Origin of the sequence: Nocardioides bigeumensis (assembly GCF_039531755.1) — a bacterium.
Classification (GTDB): domain Bacteria; phylum Actinomycetota; class Actinomycetes; order Propionibacteriales; family Nocardioidaceae; genus Nocardioides; species Nocardioides bigeumensis.
The window spans coordinates 51,074-70,862 of record NZ_BAAAQQ010000013.1 but is presented as its reverse complement, the minus strand read 5'-3'; the positions used below and the strand labels follow the sequence as shown (position 1 = coordinate 70,862).

Sequence of the window (19,789 nt, the reverse complement as noted above, 5' to 3'; positions counted from 1 at the left end):
AGCCCGACGAGCAAACGCCCTTGCTGATCTGGCAAACTGCTCGCATGCCACACGACGAGCCCGACGACGAGCACGCCCTCGCCTCGGTCGGTCCGCGGCTGCGCGCGTTGCGCCAGGACCGCGAGACCACGCTGGCCGAGCTGTCCGCTGCGACCGGGATCTCCGTGAGCACGCTCTCGCGTCTGGAGTCGGGCAGTCGCAAGCCGACCCTCGAGCTGCTCCTGCCCCTGGCGCGTGCCCACCAGGTCAGCCTCGACGAGCTGGTCGACGCTCCCCCCACCGGCGACCCACGGGTGAACCTCAAGCCCGTCACCGTGCACGGGATGACGATGCTGCCCCTGACCCGCCGGGCCGAGGGGATCCAGGCGTTCAAGATCGTGCTGGCCCCCCGCCAGGAGCGCGACGAGCCGGAGCTCAGGACGCACGAGGGTTATGAGTGGGTCTACGTGCTCGACGGACGGCTGCGCCTCATCCTGGGTCTGCCAGGAGGTGCGCAGCACGACCTGGTCCTCGAGCCGGGACAGGCCGCGGAGCTCGACACGCGGACCCCGCACTGGTTCGGCCCGGCCGACGGGCAGTCCGTCGAGTTCCTCAGCCTCTTCGGAAAGCAGGGGGAGCGCGCCCACCTGCGGGCCCGCCCGAAGCCCCGTGCCGGTGCCTGAGCTCGTGCGCCACTACCCTGACGCACGATGAGCACCATCGACGACGCCGTGAGGTGGCCCACGCCGCCAGTGGTGCGAGCGCTCGACGTGGCCGCGAAGGTGTTCCTCGTCTGGCTGCTCGCCGTGGCCCTGGTCTACCCCGAGATCGGCAACATGGAGGACAAGGCAGCCGGTGCGCGCGCCGTGGCCTACCCGCTGCTGGCGTTCACCGTGCCCTTCATCTGGTGGTACCGCTGGCGCGAGCGCGCGTCCTTCCCCTGGGTCGCCGACCTGCTGGTCACCGCCACCTGCTTCACCGACACCCTCGGCAACCGGATGGACCTCTACGACCGGATCGTCTGGTTCGACGACTGGATGCACTTCATGAACACCGGCGTGCTCACGGGCGCGGTCATCCTGCTGACCAAGCAGCACGCCGCGACGGTGATGGAGACGCTGGAGCGTGGGGTCGCCTTCGGGGTCACCGCAGCGGTCGCGTGGGAGATCGCCGAGTACTTCGCCTTCATCAGCACCTCGCCCGAGCGGATGAGCGCGTACGCCGACACGCTCGGCGACATCGCGCTCGGTGGCCTCGGCGCGATCACCGCCGCGCTGTGCGTCCACTGGTGCTGGCGGCAGGGCTGGCTGCACACCGCGGCTCCACAGCTGGCAGGTCTGGACCGCTCCGACAGAGCACTCCCGGTGCTGCCAGCACGCGAGTAGCGTCGAAGACCGCGATCAGCAGCCGCGACCGCATCCAGGGGGTCCTCGAAAGGAGGGCGACAGATGTTCGTGCAGATGATCCAGGGGCGAACCGGTGATCCAGGCGCCGTACGAGCGCAGCTCGACAAGTGGCGCGACGAGGTGGCTCCCGGCGCCGACGGCTGGCTCGGCAGCACCAGCGGGGTGACGGCCGACGGGCGCGTCGTCGCACTGGCCCGGTTCGAGTCGGCGGAGGCCGCGCGACGCAACAGCGAGCGGCCCGAGCAGGACGCGTGGTGGGCCGGGATGGCGGCCTGCTTCGACGGCGAGCCGGAGTTCCACGACAGCACGTGGGTGCAGGCCAACCAGCCGGGCGACCCGGACGCCGCAGGCTTCGTGCAGGTGATGCAGGGCAGGACGAAGGACCTCGGGCGCGGTCGTGAGCTCATGAGCAGCGACGGCGATGTGGACTGGAACGAGTACCGGCCCGACATCCTCGGAACCCTGATGATCAACTACGACGACGACGGCTGGGCGATGGCCATCTACTTCACCAGCGAGGCCGACGCGCGCGCCGGTGAGCAGAAGCCGCCGCCGCCCGAGATGGCCGAGGCGATGGCCGAGCTGGAGACGCTCGCGATCGGGGAGACGGAGTACTTCGACCTGACCGACCCCTGGCTGTTGTCGCCCTGATCGCCCGCGATCGGCGTCCCGTCAGGGCGTGTCAGGACCGCCAGACCGGGGCGATGTCCTTGCGGTACCCGCGTCCGAAGACGCCGCTGATCACGGCGAGGACGGGCGCGGGGATGTCGCTCGTGGCGGCCGCCTTCTCCTCGGGTGTGGCCCCGTCGAGGAGCCAGGCGAAGAACCGGCCGCCGCGGGCAGGCGAGACCTTGGCGAACTGCTTGCCCATCTCCTTGACGACCGGGCTGTCGACGTTGCTGAGGTAGACGTCCTCCACCTCGCTCTCCTCGTGGTCGAGGTGGGTGATGGTGACCGTTCGGAGCTGCTCGAACGCGGCCTTGGCTGCAGCGGCGTCGTCGGCGGAGGCGGACGTGCGCAGCCTCGTCATCGTCGTCAGCGCGTCCCCGAGCGCGCCCGCCATCACGTCGTGCTCGGCGTCGAGCTGCGCGAGCAGGTCGTCGCTCACGCCCAGCCGGCGCAGCGCCGGCCAGGCGATCTCGTGCTCGCCGGTGTGGTGGTGGGTGAGCTGGTCCTCGAAGTTGTCCCAGGCCCTGCCGAGCCCGGCCGCGCGCTCGTGGTCCCCTGCCGGGAAGGATCCGAGGGCGGCGACGAAGCGGTCCAGGTCGCGCCGGAACGCACGGTGGATCACCTTGTTCATGCTCATCGTGGCCATGCTGCGAACGCTACTCGCGCAAGGCTCAGTGCGCGCCCGAGAAGTTCAGCCCGACGACGCCCGCGACGATCATGGTGAGGCTGGCAGCCTTGAGCAGCGTCATCTGCTCGCCGAGGAAGAAGTAGGCGATCATCGCGACCACGGCGGTGCCGAGGCCCGACCAGACGGCGTACGCGATCGAGACGGGCAGCGTGCGCACGACGATCGCCAGCATCCAGATCGACGCGGCGTAGCCGCTGACCACCGCCACGGTCCACCCTAGGCTGGTGAAACCCTCCGTACGCGGGAGCAGCGCCGTCGCCATCACCTCGATGAGGATGGCGACCACCAGGAGCAGTGCCGCGCCGTACATGATCTTCGTCTTCTTTCGCCGTCGTGGATGTAGCAGTCGCTACACCCGTAACTGTAGCAGTCGCTACGCTATTCCCGCGGGTCAAGAGCCGCACCTTTAGCAGTCCCATGAGGCAGGGAGTCGGGTGAGTCACAGGTGAGCCGTCGCGAGGAGCTGCTCGCAGCCGTCACCGACCACGTGCTGCACGAGGGGCTGATCGGGCTCACCCTGCGACCGCTCGCGGCGGCGATCGGCACGAGCGACCGGATGCTGCTCTACCACTTCGACAACCGCGACGCGCTCGTGTCGGCGGTGGTCGCCGAGGTGACGGCGCGCTCGACCGCGGCCGTGCGGGCGCTGCCGGCGGCGCCGTCGGTCCGGGCCGCCGTCAACCGGCTGTGGGTGGCCTACCAGGAGGAGCCGCTCTTCAGCTGCCAGTCGGTCTACGTGCAGGCCGCCGCCACGGGCCTGATCGGGCGCGAGCCGTACCTCACCGACGCCCGGGCCAGCAACGCGAGGTGGTCGGCCGCCATCGCCGACTACCTCGTGCGCAGCGGCGCCCCGAAGAGCCGGGTCGAGCGCATCGTGACGCTGGTCGACTCGGCGCTCTACGGCTTCCACCTCGACCTCACCACCGACCGCCCGGACGAGCTCGCGCGAGGCGTCGACGACCTCGCACAGGCGGCGCAGCGGCTGGCTGACTAGCTGCTCGAGGACTTCAGGGCCGCGCGCACGACCTCAGGTGTGCACGCGCCAGACCGATGACGTGTTGCCGGTCGAGGTCGCGAGGACCTGGAAGAAGCCCGGCTGGGACAAGGCCGACTGGGTGGTCCAGAAGTAGGTTCCGTCGGGCACGGACGTGGCCCCACTGATGGTGGTGGCCGTCCAGTCGATCCTGTCAGCGTTGGACATGACAGAGCCGGACCATCCGGTGGGGATCGACGTGCAGGACAGCCTCGGGTCAGTGGCGTCCGGGTCAGAGAGGAAGGTGGTCGTCAGGCGCAGGTCTGGTGGAGTCCCGCCACCGGACGAGACGGCGAAGTTGTCGAACTGGAGGCCGGCACAGGGCCCGACGGGCACCACCGCCGAGCCTCCCCGCCCGATCTGCAGCCAGCGACTGGGTGGTACGTGCAGAGTCCAGGGAGGCGAGACCGATCCCGAGATGGTTCTGGCGGTCAGCACGAAGCTGCCCTGCTGCCGGTCGCGGGCCTCCCACGTGCCGAACCAGTAGCCGTCGGGGATCGGGACGGTGGCGCCACTCGCCACGGAGCCGGCGTACACGTAGGTCACGGAGAAGTCGATGTTGCTGTTGCCCACCTTGGTCCACCCTGGGGGCGCCGTCGGCTGCAGCGCCAGGAGGCTGTGCCCGCCGAAGCCCGGGTCGGGCGCGAAGGTGGCGGTCAGCTGCAGGCTGTTGGCGGGTATCGGCGGGCCGTCGTTGACGATCGTCGCGCTCGCGAACCAGAACTCCCAGGTGAGGAGGCCGACCTCGAGCACCGGGTTGCTGGCGCCGCCGTCGAGGGTCAGGGTCCGCCCCGACGTGGCCGCCGCAGCTGGTGCGGCGGCGCTGACGACGATGGCCGGCGCGCTCCACAGCCCCGCCTGGATGGCCGCCCGTCGCTTGATCGGACGGGAGGTTTGAGGGGTAGGTGGCGTGAGCGTTGGCATCGGGGCGCTCCGAGGTCTGGGGGGCATGGGCGGCGGGTGGGCGAGAGGGATCCGAGATTTAATGACATCATATTAAGACAAGGCCCTGCGGCGTGCCCGATTGCTCACACCAGGTGGAGCGGGGTGTCACCGGCTTCTAGGGTCGAGGCATGACCACACGCGCCGACTGGGAGCACGCCGCCGCGGGCGTGCTGCGCAAGGCGGGACGCCTGGGCGAGGGCGACCCCGACGCGGCGGTGTGGGACGCCCTCACGCGGCGCACGCTGGACGGCATCGCCGTCACCCCGCTGGGCACCCCCGCCGACCTCGAAGGCGTCGACACCGACGTGCGGCCGACGCGACACGGCGCCTGGGACGTGCGGGTGGAGGTCCGAGGGGACGACGCGAGGGCGCTCAACGAGCAGGTGCTCGCCGACCTGGAGACGGGCGCCAACAGCCTGTGGGTGCACTCCGCCCACGACCTCCCGACGCTGCTCGACGGGGTGCTGCTCGACCTCGCGCCGGTCGTGCTCGACCTGGAGGTCGACCACCTCGCCCACGCGCGCGACCTCGTCGACCACCTCCGCACGCACCTGACCGGGGCGGCTCCCGCCACCGGCACCAACCTCGGCGTCCCCGCGACCGCCGACGACGCGACCTTGAGGGAGGCCGCGGAGCTGGCCGCGGAGGCCGGCACGCTCGCCTTCGTCGTCGACGCGCTCGACCTCCACCACCGTGGCGCGTCCGAGGTCCAGGAGCTCGCCTGGTCGGTCGCGGCAGGCGTGCGCCTCCTTCGCAGCCTGGAGGCCGGCGGCCTCGATGCGACCACGGCCGCGGGGCTCGTGGAGTTCAGGTACGCCGCCACCGACGAGCAGTTCCCGTCCATCGCCAAGCTGCGGGCGGCCCGTCGCCTCTGGGCGCGGATCCTCGACGCGAGTGGAGCCGGGGACGCGGCCCAGCGCCAGCACGCCGTGACGAGCCGGGCGATGCTGAGCACCTACGACCCCCACGTCAACCTGCTGCGCACGACCGTCGCCGCCTTCGCGGCCGGGGTCGGCGGCGCCGACGCGGTGACGGTCGTGCCCTTCGACAGCCCGCTCGGCAAGCCGGACACCTTCGGCCGCCGGATCGCCCGCAACACCTCTGCGGTGCTGCTCGCCGAGGCGCAGCTCGGCCGGGTGGCCGACCCGGCCGGCGGTGCGTACGCCGTCGAGCGGCTCACCCACGACCTGGCCGCCGCGGCGTGGGACCTCTTCGTCCGCCTGGACGAGGGTGCCGACCTGGACCGGCTCGTCGCCGACACCGTCGCCGAGCGCGACCGCCTGGTCGCCACCCGCCGCCGACCGATCACCGGTCTGACCGAGTTCCCGCACCTCGGTGAGGTGCTCCCCGTCCGGGAGCCCGATCCTGGTGCGCCGCCCGTACGCCGCTACGGCGCGGCCTTCGAGGCGTTGCGCGACGTCCCCGCCGACGCGACCGTCTTCCTGGCCACCCTCGGACCGGTCGCCGCGCACACCGCTCGCGCGAGCTTCGCCGCCAACCTGCTGGCCGCCGGAGGGATCGCGGTCGACACCGCCGGACCGACGACCGGCGTCGACGACCTGGTGGCGGCGTACGACGAGCAGCAGGTCGTCTGCCTCGCGGGCACCGACTCCGCCTACGCGGCCTGGGGCGCCGAAGCCGCGGCCGCGCTGCGGGCGGCCGGCGCCCAGCACGTCGTGATCGCCGGCAAGCCCGTGGACTACGCCGACGACGCCTGCTCGGTCGGCGCCGACGCGTTGGCGTTCCTCACCCGCACCAGGGAGGTCCTCGGATGAGCGTGCCGGAGAGCTTCGACCCCCGGTGGTCGAGCCCACCCGAGACCTGGCTCAGCCCCGAGGGCATCGAGATCAAGCCGTCGTACGACCTCACGGACCTCGAGGGTCTCGAGGGCCCTGACGGGCTCGACACCTGGCCGGGCTCGAGCCCGTTCGTGCGCGGGCCCTACCCGACGATGTACACCACGCAGCCCTGGACGATCCGCCAGTACGCCGGCTTCTCCACCGCCGAGGCGTCCAACGCCTTCTACCGCCGCAACCTCGCGGCCGGGCAGAAGGGGCTCAGCGTCGCCTTCGACCTCGCCACCCACCGCGGCTACGACTCCGACCACCCACGGGTGCGCGGCGACGTCGGCATGGCGGGCGTGGCGATCGACTCGATCTACGACACCCGCACGCTCTTCGACGGCATCCCGCTCGACCAGATGAGCGTCAGCATGACCATGAACGGCGCTGTGCTCCCGGTGATGGCCCTCTACATCGCCGCCGCCGAGGAGCAGGGGGTGAAGCCGGAGCTGCTGTCGGGGACCATCCAGAACGACATCCTCAAGGAGTTCATGGTCCGCAACACCTACATCTACCCGCCGCGGGCGAGCATGCGCATCGTCTCCGACATCTTCGCCTTCACCGCCGAGCGGATGCCGCGCTTCAACTCGATCTCGATCTCCGGCTACCACATGCAGGAGGCCGGGGCGACGGCCGACCTCGAGCTCGCCTACACCCTCGCCGACGGCGTCGAGTACGTCCGCGCCGGCATCGCGGCGGGCCTCGACGTCGACGCCTTCGCGCCGCGGCTCTCCTTCTTCTGGGCGATCGGCATGAACTTCTTCATGGAGGTCGCCAAGCTGCGCGCGGCGCGACTGCTGTGGGCGCGGCTGATGAGCCAGTTCGAGCCGCGCAACCCCAAGTCGCTCAGCCTGCGCACCCACTGCCAGACCAGCGGGTGGTCCCTGACCGCGCAGGACGTCTTCAACAACGTCACCCGCACCTGCGTGGAGGCGATGGCCGCGACGCAGGGGCACACGCAGTCGCTGCACACCAACGCCCTGGACGAGGCGATCGCGCTGCCGAGCGACTTCTCGGCGCGGATCGCGCGCAACACCCAGCTGCTGCTGCAGCAGGAGTCCGGCACCACCCACACGATCGACCCGTGGGGCGGCTCCTACTACGTCGAGCGGCTCACCCGCGACCTCGCCGACCGTGCCTGGGCGCACATCCTCGAGGCCGAGGAGGCGGGCGGCATGGCGAAGGCCATCGAGCAGGGGCTCCCCAAGCTGCGCATCGAGGAGGCGGCCGCGCGCACGCAGGCGCGCATCGACTCCGGCACCCAGCAGGTGATCGGCGTCAACACCCACCGGCTGCCGATCGAGGACCGCCTCGACGTCCTGCGCGTCGACAACGACGAGGTCTACCGCTCGCAGGTCGCCAAGCTCGAGCGGCTGCGCGCGGAGCGCGACGACGACGACGTACGACGCTCGCTCGACGCCCTGACCGGGGCGGCCGAGAGCGGGACCGGCAACCTGCTCGAGCTGGCCGTCGACGCCGCCCGCGCCAAGGCGACCGTCGGCGAGATCTCCGACGCGCTCGAGAAGGTGTGGGGCCGGCACCGCGCCGAGATCCGTACGATCAGCGGCGTGTACAGGTCGGAGATGGCGGAGGGCTCCGACACCACGGTGGCGGAGGTGCTGAAGGCGACGGCCGCCTTCGAGGCCGAGGAGGGGCGTCGTCCCCGCATCCTGGTCGCGAAGATGGGCCAGGACGGCCACGACCGCGGCCAGAAGGTCGTGGTCACCGCCTTCGCGGACCTCGGCTTCGACGTCGACGTGGGGCCGCTCTTCTCGACGCCCGATGAGGTCGCCCAGCAGGCCGTCGACAGCGACGTGCACATCGTGGGCGTCAGCTCCCTGGCGGCCGGGCACCTGACCCTGGTCCCGGCGCTGAAGCAGGCGCTGGCCGACCTCGGGCGCGACGACATCATGATCGTCGTGGGCGGCGTGATCCCGCCCGACGACGTGGCCCGCCTGCACGAGATGGGTGCGGCCGCGGTGTTCCTGCCCGGCACGGTCATCGCCGAGTCCGCGCTGGACCTCGTCCAGCGACTGCGCCACACCTGATGGCTACCGACTGATGGCCGACGACTGATGGCCGACGACTGATGGCCAGTCCCGTCGACGTCGGCGCGCTCCTGGCCGGCGTCCGCGCCGGCGACCGGGCAGCGGTCTCCCGGGCCATCACGCTCGTGGAGTCCGCCAACGACGACCACCGTGCGGCCGCTCGCGAGCTGCTGGGCGCCCTCGAGCCGAGTCCGGGCTCGACCAGGGTCGGCATTTCCGGGGTCCCGGGCGTCGGCAAGTCGACCTTCATCGAGACCCTCGGCACGCACCTGACGGGCCTGGGCCACCGCGTCGGGGTGCTCGCCGTCGACCCGTCCTCGCAGCGCACCGGCGGCTCGGTGCTGGGGGACAAGACCCGGATGCCGCGGCTGACCGCCGACGCGGCGGCGTACATCCGGCCCTCACCGTCGTCAGGGACCCTCGGCGGTGTCGCCCGGGCGACCACCCAGGCGATGATCGTGCTCGAGAACGCGGGGTACGACGTCGTGCTGGTCGAGACCGTCGGCGTCGGTCAGTCCGAGACGACTGTCGCGGGGATGGTCGACACGTTCCTCTTCCTCACCCTGGCGCGCACCGGCGACCAGCTCCAGGGCATCAAGCGCGGCATCCTCGAGCTCGCCGACGTGATCGCCGTCAACAAGGCCGATGGCGACCGCGTGCAGGAGGCCCGGTCCGCGGCTCGCGAGCTCGCGGGCGCCCTGCGGATGGTGCACAGGAGCGAAGCGACAGGGGAGTGGACGCCACCAGTCCTCACCTGCTCAGGTCTGGAGGGCACCGGCGTCCCCGAGGTCTGGGCCGAGGTCGGCCGGCACCGCGAGCACCTCGGCGCCGACGGCATCGCCGCTCAGCGTGCCGAGCAGCAGCTCGAGTTCACCTGGTCGATCGTGCGCGACGAGCTGGCCCGTCGGCTCGAGCGCTCGCCCGGCGTCGCGGCGATCCGCGACGAGGTCCGCACCGCCGTCCTGTCCGGCGAGCTGCCGGCCAGCCTGGCGGCCGACCGGCTGCTCGCGGCGTACGACGCCGACTGAGGCGCCACGGTCCCGAGGACGGCCGGACGCCTCATCTGAACTAACCTCGGTGTTGACATGTCGCCGCAGCCCGCCGTTCCCGCCCACTCAGATCCGACCCCCGACGCCTCCCGCGTCGTGGAGGCCGTCGTCGAGAAGATCGCCGACCAGCTCGTCGAGATGCGGCGCGACCTGCACCGGCACCCCGAGCTCTCGTGGCACGAGCGGCGGACGACGGCCATCGCCGCGGCGGAGGCGGAGGCGGCCGGCTGGCGGACCACCCGCGCCGGCGACTCCGGACTGGTCGCCGACCTCGGTGAGGACGGGCCTCTGGTCGCGCTGCGCGCCGACCTCGACGCCCTTCCTGTCGACGACACCACGACCGACCCGTGGGCCAGCGAGACCCCGGGCGTCGCCCACGCCTGCGGGCACGACGTGCACACGACCGCACTGGTCGGTGCCGCGCACGCGCTCGCCGAGGTCCACGGGCAGGGCCTGCTGCGGGGCCGGGTGCGGCTGCTCTTCCAGCCCGCGGAGGAGGTGATGCCGGGCGGCGCGCTCAAGCTGATGAGGGCGGACGCCCTCGCCGGCGTCGAGCGCATCTTCAGCCTGCACTGCGACCCGACCGTCGACGTGGGCCAGGTCGGCCTCCGGGAGGGTCCGCTCACCGGTGCCGCGGACAGCATCCAGGTCCGCCTCAGCGGCGCCGGTGGCCACACCTCCCGACCGCACCTGACGCAGGACGTGATCTTCGCCCTCGGCAAGGTGATCGCCGAGGTCCCGGCCGTGATGTCACGCCGTCTCGACCCGCGCGCGGGGGTCAGTGTCGTCTGGGGCGTCGTCGCCGCCGGCTCCGCGCTCAACGTGATCCCGAGCCGCGGCATGGTCGGCGGCACGGTCCGGATGCTCGACCAGGTCGCCTGGGCCGAGGCGGAGGTGCTGGCCCGCGAGGCCATCGAGCAGGTCGTCGCGCCCTACGGCGTGACCGCGGAGGTCGACTACCACCGCGGGGTCCCACCCGTGGTCAACGACGGGGGTTCGACACAGCTGTTCGGGGCCGCCATCGCCAGGGTCCTCGGCGTAGGGGGCTGGGTGCCCACCTCCCAGAGCCTGGGTGGCGAGGACTTCGGCTGGTACGTCGAGAAGGTGCCCGGCGCGATGGCTCGGCTGGGCACGCGGACGCCGGGGGGCCCGACGTACGACCTCCACCAGGGAAACCTGCGCGTCGACGAGGGTTCGACCAGAATCGGGGCCCGACTTCTGGCAGAAGTTGCCCTTGGCGCCATCGCCTCCCTGAGCGGCCCGGTCACCGCCCGGTAACAGTTCTAGATGTTCGGCCCCGCAGGCGGGGAATCTGGCCTGGCGGGGTATTAGGGTGGCCCCGCACAGGAGCCCGGCTGGGGCTCCTTTCTCAGACGAAATCCCGAGGATCAGGAGGCGCCGTGAAGAAGACGGCCCGTTTCGCTGCAGTCATTGCGATTGCAGCTCTCAGTCTGGCCGCGTGTGGCGACCGGCCCGACGAGGAGAGCACCGACGAGCCCACCACGTCGGAGTCCAGCCCCACGGAGGAGACGTCCGCGCCGGCTGAAGAGGTCGACTTCAAGGCCTGCATGGTCTCCGACTCGGGCGGCTTCGACGACAAGGGCTTCAACCAGACCTCCTACAAGGGCCTGACCGACGCTGCCGAGCAGCTCGGCGTCCAGACCGGCCAGGTCGAGTCCAACTCCGACACCGAGTACGGCGACAACATCCAGGCCATGGTCGACGAGGGCTGCAACGAGATCACCACGGTCGGCTTCCTCCTCGGAGACGCGACCCTGGCCGCGGCCAAGGCCAACAAGGACGTCGACTTCGCGATCGTCGACTACGCCTACGAGAAGGCTCCCAAGAACCTCAAGGGCCTGGTCTTCAACACCGCCGAGCCCTCCTTCCTCGCCGGCTACCTCGCCGCCGCGAAGTCCGAGACCGGCACCGTGGGCACCTTCGGTGGCCTGAACATCCCGACCGTCACGTCGTTCATGACCGGCTTCAAGCAGGGTGTCGAGAAGTTCAACGAGGACACCGGCGGTGACGTGCAGCTCCTGGGCTGGGACGGCACCGACGGCTCGTTCACCGAGGACTTCGAGGACAAGTCGAAGGGCCAGAACATCGCCGAGGGCTTCATCCAGCAGGGTGCCGACGTGATCTTCCCGGTCGCCGGTCCCGCCGGCCTCGGTGGCCTGCAGGCCGCCCAGGACAACGACGTCTGGGGCATCTGGGTCGACACCGACGGCTGCGTCTCGGCCGCCGAGTACTGCGACTCGCTCCTGACCTCGGTCATGAAGGGCATGGACGTCGCGGTCACCGAGGCCATCGGTGCCTCCCTGGAAGGCTCCTTCTCCAACGAGCTCTACGTGGGCACGCTGGAGAACGGCGGTGTCGGCCTCGCGCCGTACGCCGACGGTGAGGTCGACGCCGACCTCGAGGCGACCATCGAGGACCTGAAGGCGCAGATCATCAGCGGGGACATCAAGGCCGGCTGATCCAGTCGCCTCTGGGCTGACGAACGACACAGAGGCCGGGGCGGGGTGTGTTCCCCGCCCCGGCTTCGTCGTTCTAAGGTTCAGGCCAGCGAGACAGGGACCTCGGGGGGCAGCACAGCAAGGTCGGACAGGAATCCGGAGGCGGGGAGGCCGCGTGAAGCTGGAGATCAGAGGGCTGACCAAACGGTTCGGGACGTTCACGGCCAACGACCGCATCGACCTGACCGTCGAACCCGGGCAGATCCACTGTCTCCTGGGCGAGAACGGCGCCGGCAAGTCGACGCTGATGAACATGCTCTACGGCCTGCTCGATCCCACCGAGGGCGAGATCCTGGTCGACGGCGAGCCCGTCACCTTCGCCTCGCCGAGCGGCGCGATCGATGCCGGCATCGGCATGGTCCACCAGCACTTCATGCTCGTGCCGGTCTTCACCGTCGCCGAGAACGTCATGCTCGGCCGGGAGCACACGCGCGGGGCCGGCGTGCTCAACCGCCGCGAGGCCGCGCGGGTGGTCCGCGAGCTCTCCGAGCGCTACGGCCTGGCGGTCGACCCGAACAGCCTCGTGGGCGAGCTGCCCGTCGGCGTGCAGCAACGCGTGGAGATCATCAAGGCGCTCAGTCACGACGCGAAGGTGCTGATCCTCGACGAGCCCACCGCGGTGCTGACGCCGCAGGAGATCGACGAGCTCATGGACATCATGCGCTCCCTCAAGGAGCAGGGCACCTCGATCATCTTCATCACCCACAAGCTGCGCGAGGTCAAGGCGGTCGGTGACGTCATCACGGTGATCCGCCGCGGCCGGGTCGTCGGGAGCGCGCCGCCGTCGACACCGGAGACCGAGCTCGCCGAGATGATGGTCGGGCGCGAGGTCAACCTCGTCGTCGACAAGGCGCCGGCGAAGACCGGCGAGACGGTGCTCGAGGTCTCCGGGGTCACCGTGGTCGACCCGCGCGGCCACCAGGTCGTCAAGGACGTGTCGTTCGTCGCGAAGGCCGGTGAGGTGCTCGGCATCGCGGGCGTGCAGGGCAACGGCCAGACCGAGCTGATCAAGTCGTTGCTCGGCCTGGTGCGGCCCGAGACGGGCAAGATCCTGCTCGACGGCGAGGACATCTCGAGGTACTCCCCGCGCGACAGCCTGGACGCCGGGATCGGCTACGTCCCCGAGGACCGTTCGCACGACGGCTACGTCGCCTCGTTCAGCGTCCGCGAGAACCTCGTGCTCGACCTCTACCGCAGTGACGCGTTCGCCAATGGCCCCGCGCTCAAGCTGGACGCGATACGCGAGAACGCAGAGTCCCGGATCAAGGAGTTCGACATCCGCACCGAGTCGGCGGAGAGCCCCGTCAGCTCGTTGTCCGGCGGCAACCAGCAGAAGGTCGTCGTCGCCCGGGAGTTCAGCCGGTCGTTGAAGGCGCTGATCGCCTCACAGCCGACCCGCGGTGTCGACGTGGGCTCGATCGAGTTCATCCACAAGAGGATCATCTCCGAGCGTGACAACGGCACCGCGGTGATCATCGTCTCCACCGAGCTGGACGAGATCTACGCGTTGTCCGACCGGATCGCCGTCATGTACGACGGCCGCATCGTCGGCACCGTCAGTCCCGACATCAAGCGCGAGGACATCGGCCTGATGATGGCCGGTGCCCGCGAGGTCCCCGCTGACCAGGAGGCGACCGCGTGAGCGAGCACCGCAAAGGCCCGTCGGACGGCGCCGAGCCGCCCGACCAGGCGAGCGGGAGCAACAAGGAGCAGTGGACCGACCTCCAGCAGGAGGCCAAGGCCAAGCTCGAGACCGGACGCGCGGGCGACGACCCGGACCCCAACGCCGACGGGGAGTCCGCTGACCTGCGCAGCCCGATCACCTGGCTGCCGACGGTGGTGGAGACGCTGGTCGCCGTCGCGCTGGCCCTGGTGATCGGCGCGGTCCTCATCGCCCTGTCGGAGCGCAAGGTCATCGAGGCGATGCCCTACATCTTCTCCTACCCCCAGGACTTCTTCCGCGAGTCGTGGGACGCCATCTCCTCGTCGTACGCCGCCCTGGTCAAGGGCGCCATCGGCAGCGGCTCGGCGATCGGCACGACGGTCGAGCGGTCCGCGCCGCTGATCTGTGCCGGCCTCGGCGTCTCCCTGGCCTTCCGCGCGGGCCTGTTCAACATCGGCGCCCAGGGTCAGCTCATCATCGGCGCCATGCTGGCCGGCTACGTCGGGTTCTCCTGGGACCTGCCCGCCGGGATCCACCTGCTCGCGGCCTTCACCGCCGCCTTGCTGGGTGGCGCGGCGTGGGGAGCGATCTCCGGTGTCCTCAAGGCGCAGACCGGCGCCCATGAGGTGATCACGACGATCATGCTGAACTTCCTCGCGGGATCGGTGCTGCTCTACGCCCTGTCCAAGGAGGCCTTCCAGCGCGAGGGCAGCGACAACCGGCTCTCACCCCCGGCCAACGAGTCGGCACGGTTCGCCGACGTCGTCGGGAACACCCACTGGGGCGTGATCCTGGCGTTTCTCGCCGCGATCGTCGTGTGGTGGCTGCTGGAGCGCAGCACGCTCGGCTTCGAGATCCGCGCCGTCGGTGCCAATCCCGACGCCGCCCGGACGGCGGGCATGAGCGTCCCGAAGATCTACACGCTGGCCATGCTGATCGCGGGCCTGCTCGCGGGCCTGGCCGCCACGATGAGCGTCCTGGGACGAGGCGACTCGCTGAGCCCGACGATGGCCGGGACGATCGGCTTCGACGCCATCACGGTGGCGCTCCTCGGCCGGGCGACCCCGCTCGGCACGGTGCTCGCCGGGCTGCTCTTCGGGGCCCTCGCCGTCGGCGGCGTGGCGATGCAGGCGAGCGCCGCGTCGACCCCCAAGGAGCTCACCCAGGTGTTGCAGGCGTTGATCGTGCTCTTCGTCGCCGCCCCCGCCTTCGTGCGCGGGATCACCCGCATGAGAGCCCAGGGCAGCGACTCCGCGTTGATGGCGAAGGGTTGGTGACGTAGGCCATGGCGATTGCCACCGCGATCTCGGACGAAGGCGCCGTCGACCTCCGCGACCGCGCCGACGTCAGCCGCCAGATCAAGCTGGTGGTGGTGTTCGGGCTGGTCGTGGCCCTGCTCGTGTGGTTCGCGCTGACCATCGAGAACTCCACCGTCCTCTACACGCTGGGCGAGCGCATCAGCAAGGAGACGCCGGCCAAGGAGGTCAACGGGCAGGCGCTCGCCTGGGGTGCGGTCGCCGTGGCCGTGGTGGCCCTGCTCCTCGCGGCGGTCAACAAGGTGCCCCGCGGCGGCCTCGGGATCCTGGTGTTCGTGCTGGTCGGGCTCGCCTTCTTCACCGGCTTCCTGGTGTGGAACTACGCCGACCAGGACCTCGGTCGCCCCCTCGCGATGGTCAACCCGCTGCCGGGCACGATGCGCCTGGCGACGCCGCTCGTGTTCGGGGCGCTGGCGGGGTGCCTGTGCGAGCGCGCCGGCGTCATCAACATCGCCATCGAGGGTCAGCTGCTGATGGGGGCGTTCTTCGCCTCCGTCGCGTCGTCGGCGTTCTACAGCGCCGAGATGGGCCTGCTCGGCGGCATCGCCGCGGGTGTCGCGATGGCCTGGATGCTCGGCATCTTCGCGTTGCGCTACCAGGTCAACCAGGTGGTCCTCGGCGTGGTGCTGATCGCGTTCGCCTCTGGACTGACGGCGTTCATGCTCAGCCAGATCCCCGACGACTACAAGCAGTACTTCAACGAGCCGCTGGTCCTCGAGCGGATCGCGGTGCCGGTGCTGTCGGACATCCCGATCCTCGGGGGACCGCTCTTCAACCAGACCCTGCTGGTCTACCTGATGTACGTCGCGGTGTTCCTGGTGACCTTCCTGCTCTTCGAGACCAAGTGGGGCCTGCGGGTCCGCGCGGTCGGCGAGCACCCGATGGCAGCCGACACCGTCGGCATCAAGGTCAACCGGGTGCGCTGGCAGGCCGTGCTCTTCGGTGGCGTGTTCGCCGGCCTGGGCGGTGCCTACTTCACCGTCGGGTCGACCGGGTCCTTCGACAACGACGCCTCGGCCGGCAACGGCTTCATCGCCCTCGCCGCGGTGATCATGGGTCGCTGGCACCCGATAGGGGCGACCTTCGCCGCGCTGTTCTTCGGCTTCACCTGGACCCTTCAGGCCCAGCTGCAGGTCCTGGACAAGATCCCGGGCGAGCTGCTGCGCGCGTCTCCTTATCTCGCCACCATCATCGCGGTCGCCGGGTTCGTCGGCCGGGTCCGCCCGCCGGCCGCCGACGGCGTGCCCTACGTGAAGAGCTGACGTGAAGGACGACCAGAGTGGCGGCGTGGACTCGCCCACCCAGCTCGACTGGGAAAAGTTGAAAGCCGCAGCCGTCGAAGTGTCCAAGCACGCCTACGTGCCCTACAGCCACTTCCCGGTCGGCGCAGCGGCGCTGGCCGACGACGGGCGGGTGCTGGTGGGCTGCAACGTCGAGAACGCGGCGTACGGCGTCGTGCTCTGCGCCGAGTGCGGCGTGGTGTCGTCGCTGCACGCGACCGGTGGCGGGCGGCTGACGCACTTCGTCTGCGTCAACAAGGACGAGGAGATCATCATGCCGTGCGGCCGGTGCCGGCAGCTGCTCTACGAGCAGGGCGGGCCCGATCTCCTGCTGTGGACGGTGTCGGGGGTTCGGACCATGTCCGAGGTGCTGCCCGACGCGTTCGGGCCCGAGGACCTCCGGCACGTGAGCGAAGGAGCCCCCATCGAATGAGTGCAGCCGAATGAGCTCAGCCGAATGAGTACAGCCGAATGAGTACAGGGAGCCACGACGCCGTCGAGGTCATCGGCGCCAAGCGCGACAAGCACGAGCTCAGCGACAGCCAGATCGAGTGGGTGATCGACGCCTACACGAAGGGCACTGTCGCCGACGAGCAGATGTCGGCGCTGGCGATGGCGATCCTCCTCAACGGCATGGACCGTCGCGAGCTCACCACGTGGACGCACGCGATGATCGCCTCCGGGGAGCGCATGGACTTCTCCGGCCTGTCGCGACCGACTGCTGACAAGCACTCGACCGGCGGGGTCGGCGACAAGGTCACGCTGCCGCTGGCGCCCCTCGTGGCGGCCTGCGGGGTCGCCGTGCCCCAGCTCTCGGGCCGCGGGCTCGGCCACACCGGCGGCACGCTCGACAAGCTCGAGTCGATCCCCGGCTGGCGGGCGCAGCTCAGCAACGACGAGATGATGCGCCAGCTCGAAGAGGTCGGCGCGGTCATCTGCGCCGCTGGCGACGGGCTGGCGCCCGCCGACAAGAAGCTCTACGCGCTGCGCGACGTCACCGGGACCGTCGAGGCGATCCCGCTGATCGCGTCGTCGATCATGTCCAAGAAGATCGCCGAGGGCACGGGCGCCCTGGTGCTCGACGTCAAGGTCGGGACGGGGGCGTTCATGAAGGACCTCGCCCGCGCCCACGAGCTCGCCGAGGTCATGGTCGCGCTCGGCAACGACGCGGGTGTCAAGACGTACGCCGCCATCACCGACATGTCCACGCCGCTCGGCCGCACCGCGGGCAACGCGATCGAGGTGACCGAGTCGGTCGAGGTGCTCGCCGGCGGGGGGCCCGCCGACGTGGTGGAGCTGACGCTCCAGCTGGCCCGCGACATGCTGACCGGCGCCGGGCGCGAGGGCGTCGACCCGGCCGACAAGCTCGCCGACGGGTCCGCGATGGACGCGTGGAAGGCGATGATCAGGGCCCAGGACGGCGACCCGGACGCCGAGCTGCCGGTGGCCAAGGAGTCGCACGTCGTCAACGCCCCGTCGTCCGGCGTGCTGACCCGGCTGGACGCGATGGCCGTCGGGCTGGCCGCGTGGCGGCTCGGCGCCGGCCGGGCGCGCAAGGAGGACCCCGTGCAGGCCGGTGCCGGCGTGGTCTGGCACGCGCGTCCGGGCGACGAGGTGACCGAAGGCAGTCCGCTCTTCACGCTGCTGACCGACGAGCCGGAGCGGTTCGACCGTGCGCTCGAATCCCTGGAGGGCGGCTACGACCTCGCCCCGACGGGGACCCCCTTCACCCCGGCGCCGCTGATCCACGACCGGCTGCGCTAGGACTCAGCTCAGCAGCAGCACCACGTGGGCGGCCACGCACGCGGGCTTGGCGCTGCCTTCGAGCTCGACGGTGTGGTGGACGATCAGCTGCTTGCCGCTGGGCAGGTCGGTGACCTCGCCGAAGCGGACGTGGGAGCGCAGCCTGCTGCCGACCGGTACCGGCGCGGGGAAGCGCACCTTCTCGAGGCCGTAGTTGAGCCGCGCTCCGGTGGTCTCGAACGCGAAGACCTGCGAGGCGAAGAACGGCAGCAGGCTGAGCGTGAGGAACCCGTGTGCGATGGTGCCGCCGAACGGTCCGGCCGCGGCGCGCTCCTCGTCGACGTGGATCCACTGGTGGTCGTTGGTGGCCTCGGCGAACGCGGAGATGCGGGCCTGGTCGACGGTGATCCAGTCGCTGGTGCCGATCTCGGAGTCGGCGGCTGCGGAGACCTCGTCGAGGGAGTGGAAGGTGCGCATGACCCGAGACCCTATGACGGCGCCGCCCGGATGCAGGCCGTGACAGGATGCCTGCCGTGACGACTCCCACTCGTGACGAGGTCCGCCGGGCCCCCAAGGTGCTCCTCCACGACCACCTCGACGGCGGCCTGCGGCCCCAGACGGTGCTCGAGCTGGCGGCCGACTGCGGTCACGACCTGCCGGCGTCCGACGCAGGCTCGCTGGGCCGCTGGTTCACCGACTCGGCGGACAGCGGCTCGCTGGAGCGCTACCTCGAGACCTTCGACCACACGGTCGGCGTCATGCAGACCGCGCACGGTCTGACCCGGGTCGGCCGCGAGTGCGTCGAGGACCTCGCGGCCGACGGGGTCGTGTACGCCGAGGTGCGCTACGCCCCGGAGCAGCACGTCTCCAACGGGCTCACCCTCGACGAGGTGGTCGCCGCGGTGCAGGAGGGCATCGACGAGGGCACGGCCGCCACGGACGGCCGGATCGTGGTCCGCCAACTCCTCACCGCCATGCGGCACCAGGCACGTTCGCGCGAGATCGCCGAGCTGGCCGTCGCCTGGCGGGACCGGGGCGTCGCGGGCTTCGACATCGCGGGCGCGGAGGCGGGCTACCCGCCGACCCGGCACCTCGACGCGTTCGAGTACCTCCAGCGCGAGAACTCCCACTTCACCATCCACGCAGGCGAGGCCTTCGGGTTGCCCTCGATCTGGCAGGCCATCCAGTGGTGCGGGGCCGACCGGCTCGGCCACGGCGTCCGGATCATCGACGACATCACGGTGGGGGAGGACGGGTCCGTCGAGCTGGGCCGGCTGGCGGCGTACGTGCGCGACCGCCGGATCCCCCTGGAGATGTGCCCTGCCTCCAACCTCCAGACGGGAGCCGCGGCGTCGCTGGCCGAGCACCCGATCGGGCTGCTCACCGAGCTGCGCTTCCGGGTCACCGTCAACACCGACAACCGGCTGATGAGCGGCACGTCGATGACCGACGAGATGTGGAACCTCGTGCAGACGTTCGGCTACTCGCTGGCCGACCTGCGCTGGTTCACGCTCAACGCGATGAAGTCGGCGTTCCTGCCCTTCGACGAGCGGCTCGCACTCATCGACGAGATCATCAAGCCGGGCTACGCCGAGCTCGGCGCCTGAACG

General features: G+C 70.7%; 19 protein-coding genes. 15 read left to right on the top strand and 4 right to left on the bottom strand.

Annotated elements, in window-relative coordinates:
- Positions 1-44: 44 nt before the first annotated feature.
- From ABD295_RS14640 to ABD295_RS14630, 3 genes are all read left to right on the top strand, one after another.
- Positions 45-662, top strand: coding sequence for a helix-turn-helix domain-containing protein (locus ABD295_RS14640; protein WP_344304516.1), 618 nt, complete (start codon positions 45-47; stop codon positions 660-662).
- A gap of 27 nt (positions 663-689) precedes the next feature.
- Positions 690-1,364 (top strand): DUF2238 domain-containing protein, encoded by a 675-nt coding sequence (locus tag ABD295_RS14635; RefSeq protein ID WP_344304515.1) that lies wholly within the window; start codon positions 690-692, stop codon positions 1,362-1,364.
- A 63-nt stretch (positions 1,365-1,427) separates the two neighbouring features.
- The gene (locus ABD295_RS14630) at positions 1,428-2,036 is read left to right on the top strand and encodes a hypothetical protein (protein WP_344304514.1); all 609 of its coding nucleotides are present in this window, start codon (positions 1,428-1,430) and stop codon (positions 2,034-2,036) included.
- A 31-nt stretch (positions 2,037-2,067) separates the two neighbouring features.
- Here the strand turns inward: ABD295_RS14630 and ABD295_RS14625 are convergent, their stop codons facing one another.
- Both ABD295_RS14625 and ABD295_RS14620 read right to left on the bottom strand, forming a co-directional pair.
- Positions 2,068-2,700, bottom strand: coding sequence for a hemerythrin domain-containing protein (locus ABD295_RS14625; protein ID WP_344304513.1), 633 nt, complete (start codon positions 2,698-2,700; stop codon positions 2,068-2,070).
- A 25-nt stretch (positions 2,701-2,725) separates the two neighbouring features.
- The gene (locus tag ABD295_RS14620) at positions 2,726-3,052 is read right to left on the bottom strand and encodes a DMT family transporter (RefSeq protein WP_344304512.1); all 327 of its coding nucleotides are present in this window, start codon (positions 3,050-3,052) and stop codon (positions 2,726-2,728) included.
- 135 nt (positions 3,053-3,187) lie between these two features.
- Here ABD295_RS14620 and ABD295_RS14615 point away from each other — a divergent pair, with 135 nt between their 5' ends.
- Entirely contained in the window at positions 3,188-3,736 is a 549-nt protein-coding gene (locus ABD295_RS14615; protein ID WP_344304511.1) for a TetR/AcrR family transcriptional regulator, read from the top strand.
- 33 nt (positions 3,737-3,769) lie between these two features.
- Here the strand turns inward: ABD295_RS14615 and ABD295_RS14610 are convergent, their stop codons facing one another.
- Positions 3,770-4,699: a hypothetical protein gene (locus ABD295_RS14610; protein WP_344304510.1), complete on the bottom strand. Its 930-nt coding sequence runs from the start codon at positions 4,697-4,699 to the stop codon at positions 3,770-3,772.
- Positions 4,700-4,848: 149 nt separating this feature from the next.
- Between ABD295_RS14610 and ABD295_RS14605 the strand changes: the two genes are divergently transcribed.
- The 10 genes from ABD295_RS14605 to ABD295_RS14560 all read left to right on the top strand — a co-directional run bounded on the left by ABD295_RS14605 (position 4,849) and on the right by ABD295_RS14560 (position 18,200).
- Entirely contained in the window at positions 4,849-6,495 is a 1,647-nt protein-coding gene (locus ABD295_RS14605) for a methylmalonyl-CoA mutase family protein (RefSeq protein ID WP_344304509.1), read from the top strand.
- On the top strand, positions 6,492-8,609 hold the full coding sequence (scpA, locus tag ABD295_RS14600; protein ID WP_344304508.1) for a methylmalonyl-CoA mutase: 2,118 nt from the start codon (positions 6,492-6,494) through the stop codon (positions 8,607-8,609). The genes ABD295_RS14605 and scpA overlap by 4 nt, the downstream gene beginning before the upstream one ends.
- Positions 8,610-8,650: 41 nt before the next feature.
- On the top strand, positions 8,651-9,637 hold the full coding sequence (gene meaB, locus ABD295_RS14595) for a methylmalonyl Co-A mutase-associated GTPase MeaB (protein ID WP_344304507.1): 987 nt from the start codon (positions 8,651-8,653) through the stop codon (positions 9,635-9,637).
- A gap of 57 nt (positions 9,638-9,694) precedes the next feature.
- Positions 9,695-10,936 (top strand): amidohydrolase, encoded by a 1,242-nt coding sequence (locus ABD295_RS14590; protein ID WP_344304506.1) that lies wholly within the window; start codon positions 9,695-9,697, stop codon positions 10,934-10,936.
- A 122-nt stretch (positions 10,937-11,058) separates the two neighbouring features.
- Positions 11,059-12,138: a BMP family lipoprotein gene (locus tag ABD295_RS14585; protein ID WP_344304505.1), complete on the top strand. Its 1,080-nt coding sequence runs from the start codon at positions 11,059-11,061 to the stop codon at positions 12,136-12,138.
- A 154-nt stretch (positions 12,139-12,292) separates the two neighbouring features.
- Entirely contained in the window at positions 12,293-13,819 is a 1,527-nt protein-coding gene (locus ABD295_RS14580) for an ABC transporter ATP-binding protein (protein ID WP_344304504.1), read from the top strand.
- Positions 13,816-15,117, top strand: a complete 1,302-nt coding sequence (locus ABD295_RS14575) for an ABC transporter permease (RefSeq protein WP_344304503.1) — start codon at positions 13,816-13,818, stop codon at positions 15,115-15,117. Before ABD295_RS14580 ends, ABD295_RS14575 begins: the two co-directional genes overlap by 4 nt.
- 8 nt (positions 15,118-15,125) lie before the next feature.
- On the top strand, positions 15,126-16,418 hold the full coding sequence (locus ABD295_RS14570) for an ABC transporter permease (protein ID WP_344304502.1): 1,293 nt from the start codon (positions 15,126-15,128) through the stop codon (positions 16,416-16,418).
- A gap of 25 nt (positions 16,419-16,443) precedes the next feature.
- Complete coding sequence (locus ABD295_RS14565; RefSeq protein ID WP_344304501.1) at positions 16,444-16,869, top strand: cytidine deaminase; 426 nt, start codon at positions 16,444-16,446, stop codon at positions 16,867-16,869.
- A gap of 38 nt (positions 16,870-16,907) precedes the next feature.
- Complete coding sequence (locus ABD295_RS14560; RefSeq protein ID WP_344304500.1) at positions 16,908-18,200, top strand: thymidine phosphorylase; 1,293 nt, start codon at positions 16,908-16,910, stop codon at positions 18,198-18,200.
- Between the two features lie 3 nt (positions 18,201-18,203).
- Here ABD295_RS14560 and ABD295_RS14555 read toward each other — a convergent pair whose 3' ends face one another.
- Positions 18,204-18,656, bottom strand: coding sequence for a MaoC family dehydratase (locus ABD295_RS14555; RefSeq protein WP_344304499.1), 453 nt, complete (start codon positions 18,654-18,656; stop codon positions 18,204-18,206).
- A 56-nt stretch (positions 18,657-18,712) separates the two neighbouring features.
- On the opposite strand from ABD295_RS14555, the gene ABD295_RS14550 reads away from it, so the two are divergent.
- On the top strand, positions 18,713-19,786 hold the full coding sequence (locus ABD295_RS14550; RefSeq protein ID WP_425574082.1) for an adenosine deaminase: 1,074 nt from the start codon (positions 18,713-18,715) through the stop codon (positions 19,784-19,786).
- Positions 19,787-19,789: the final 3 nt, after the last annotated feature.

Coding starts and splice junctions, on each gene's coding strand:
- ABD295_RS14570 (WP_344304502.1), top strand. CDS start 15,126: ATGGCGATTGCCACCGCGATCTCGGACGAAGGCGCCGTCGACCTCCGC.
- scpA (WP_344304508.1), top strand. CDS start 6,492: ATGAGCGTGCCGGAGAGCTTCGACCCCCGGTGGTCGAGCCCACCCGAG.
- ABD295_RS14625 (WP_344304513.1), bottom strand. CDS start 2,700: ATGGCCACGATGAGCATGAACAAGGTGATCCACCGTGCGTTCCGGCGC.
- meaB (WP_344304507.1), top strand. CDS start 8,651: ATGGCCAGTCCCGTCGACGTCGGCGCGCTCCTGGCCGGCGTCCGCGCC.
- ABD295_RS14620 (WP_344304512.1), bottom strand. CDS start 3,052: ATGTACGGCGCGGCACTGCTCCTGGTGGTCGCCATCCTCATCGAGGTG.
- ABD295_RS14635 (WP_344304515.1), top strand. CDS start 690: ATGAGCACCATCGACGACGCCGTGAGGTGGCCCACGCCGCCAGTGGTG.
- ABD295_RS14605 (WP_344304509.1), top strand. CDS start 4,849: ATGACCACACGCGCCGACTGGGAGCACGCCGCCGCGGGCGTGCTGCGC.
- ABD295_RS14630 (WP_344304514.1), top strand. CDS start 1,428: ATGTTCGTGCAGATGATCCAGGGGCGAACCGGTGATCCAGGCGCCGTA.
- ABD295_RS14560 (WP_344304500.1), top strand. CDS start 16,908: ATGAGTACAGGGAGCCACGACGCCGTCGAGGTCATCGGCGCCAAGCGC.
- ABD295_RS14610 (WP_344304510.1), bottom strand. CDS start 4,699: ATGCCAACGCTCACGCCACCTACCCCTCAAACCTCCCGTCCGATCAAG.
- ABD295_RS14590 (WP_344304506.1), top strand. CDS start 9,695: ATGTCGCCGCAGCCCGCCGTTCCCGCCCACTCAGATCCGACCCCCGAC.
- ABD295_RS14555 (WP_344304499.1), bottom strand. CDS start 18,656: ATGCGCACCTTCCACTCCCTCGACGAGGTCTCCGCAGCCGCCGACTCC.
- ABD295_RS14640 (WP_344304516.1), top strand. CDS start 45: ATGCCACACGACGAGCCCGACGACGAGCACGCCCTCGCCTCGGTCGGT.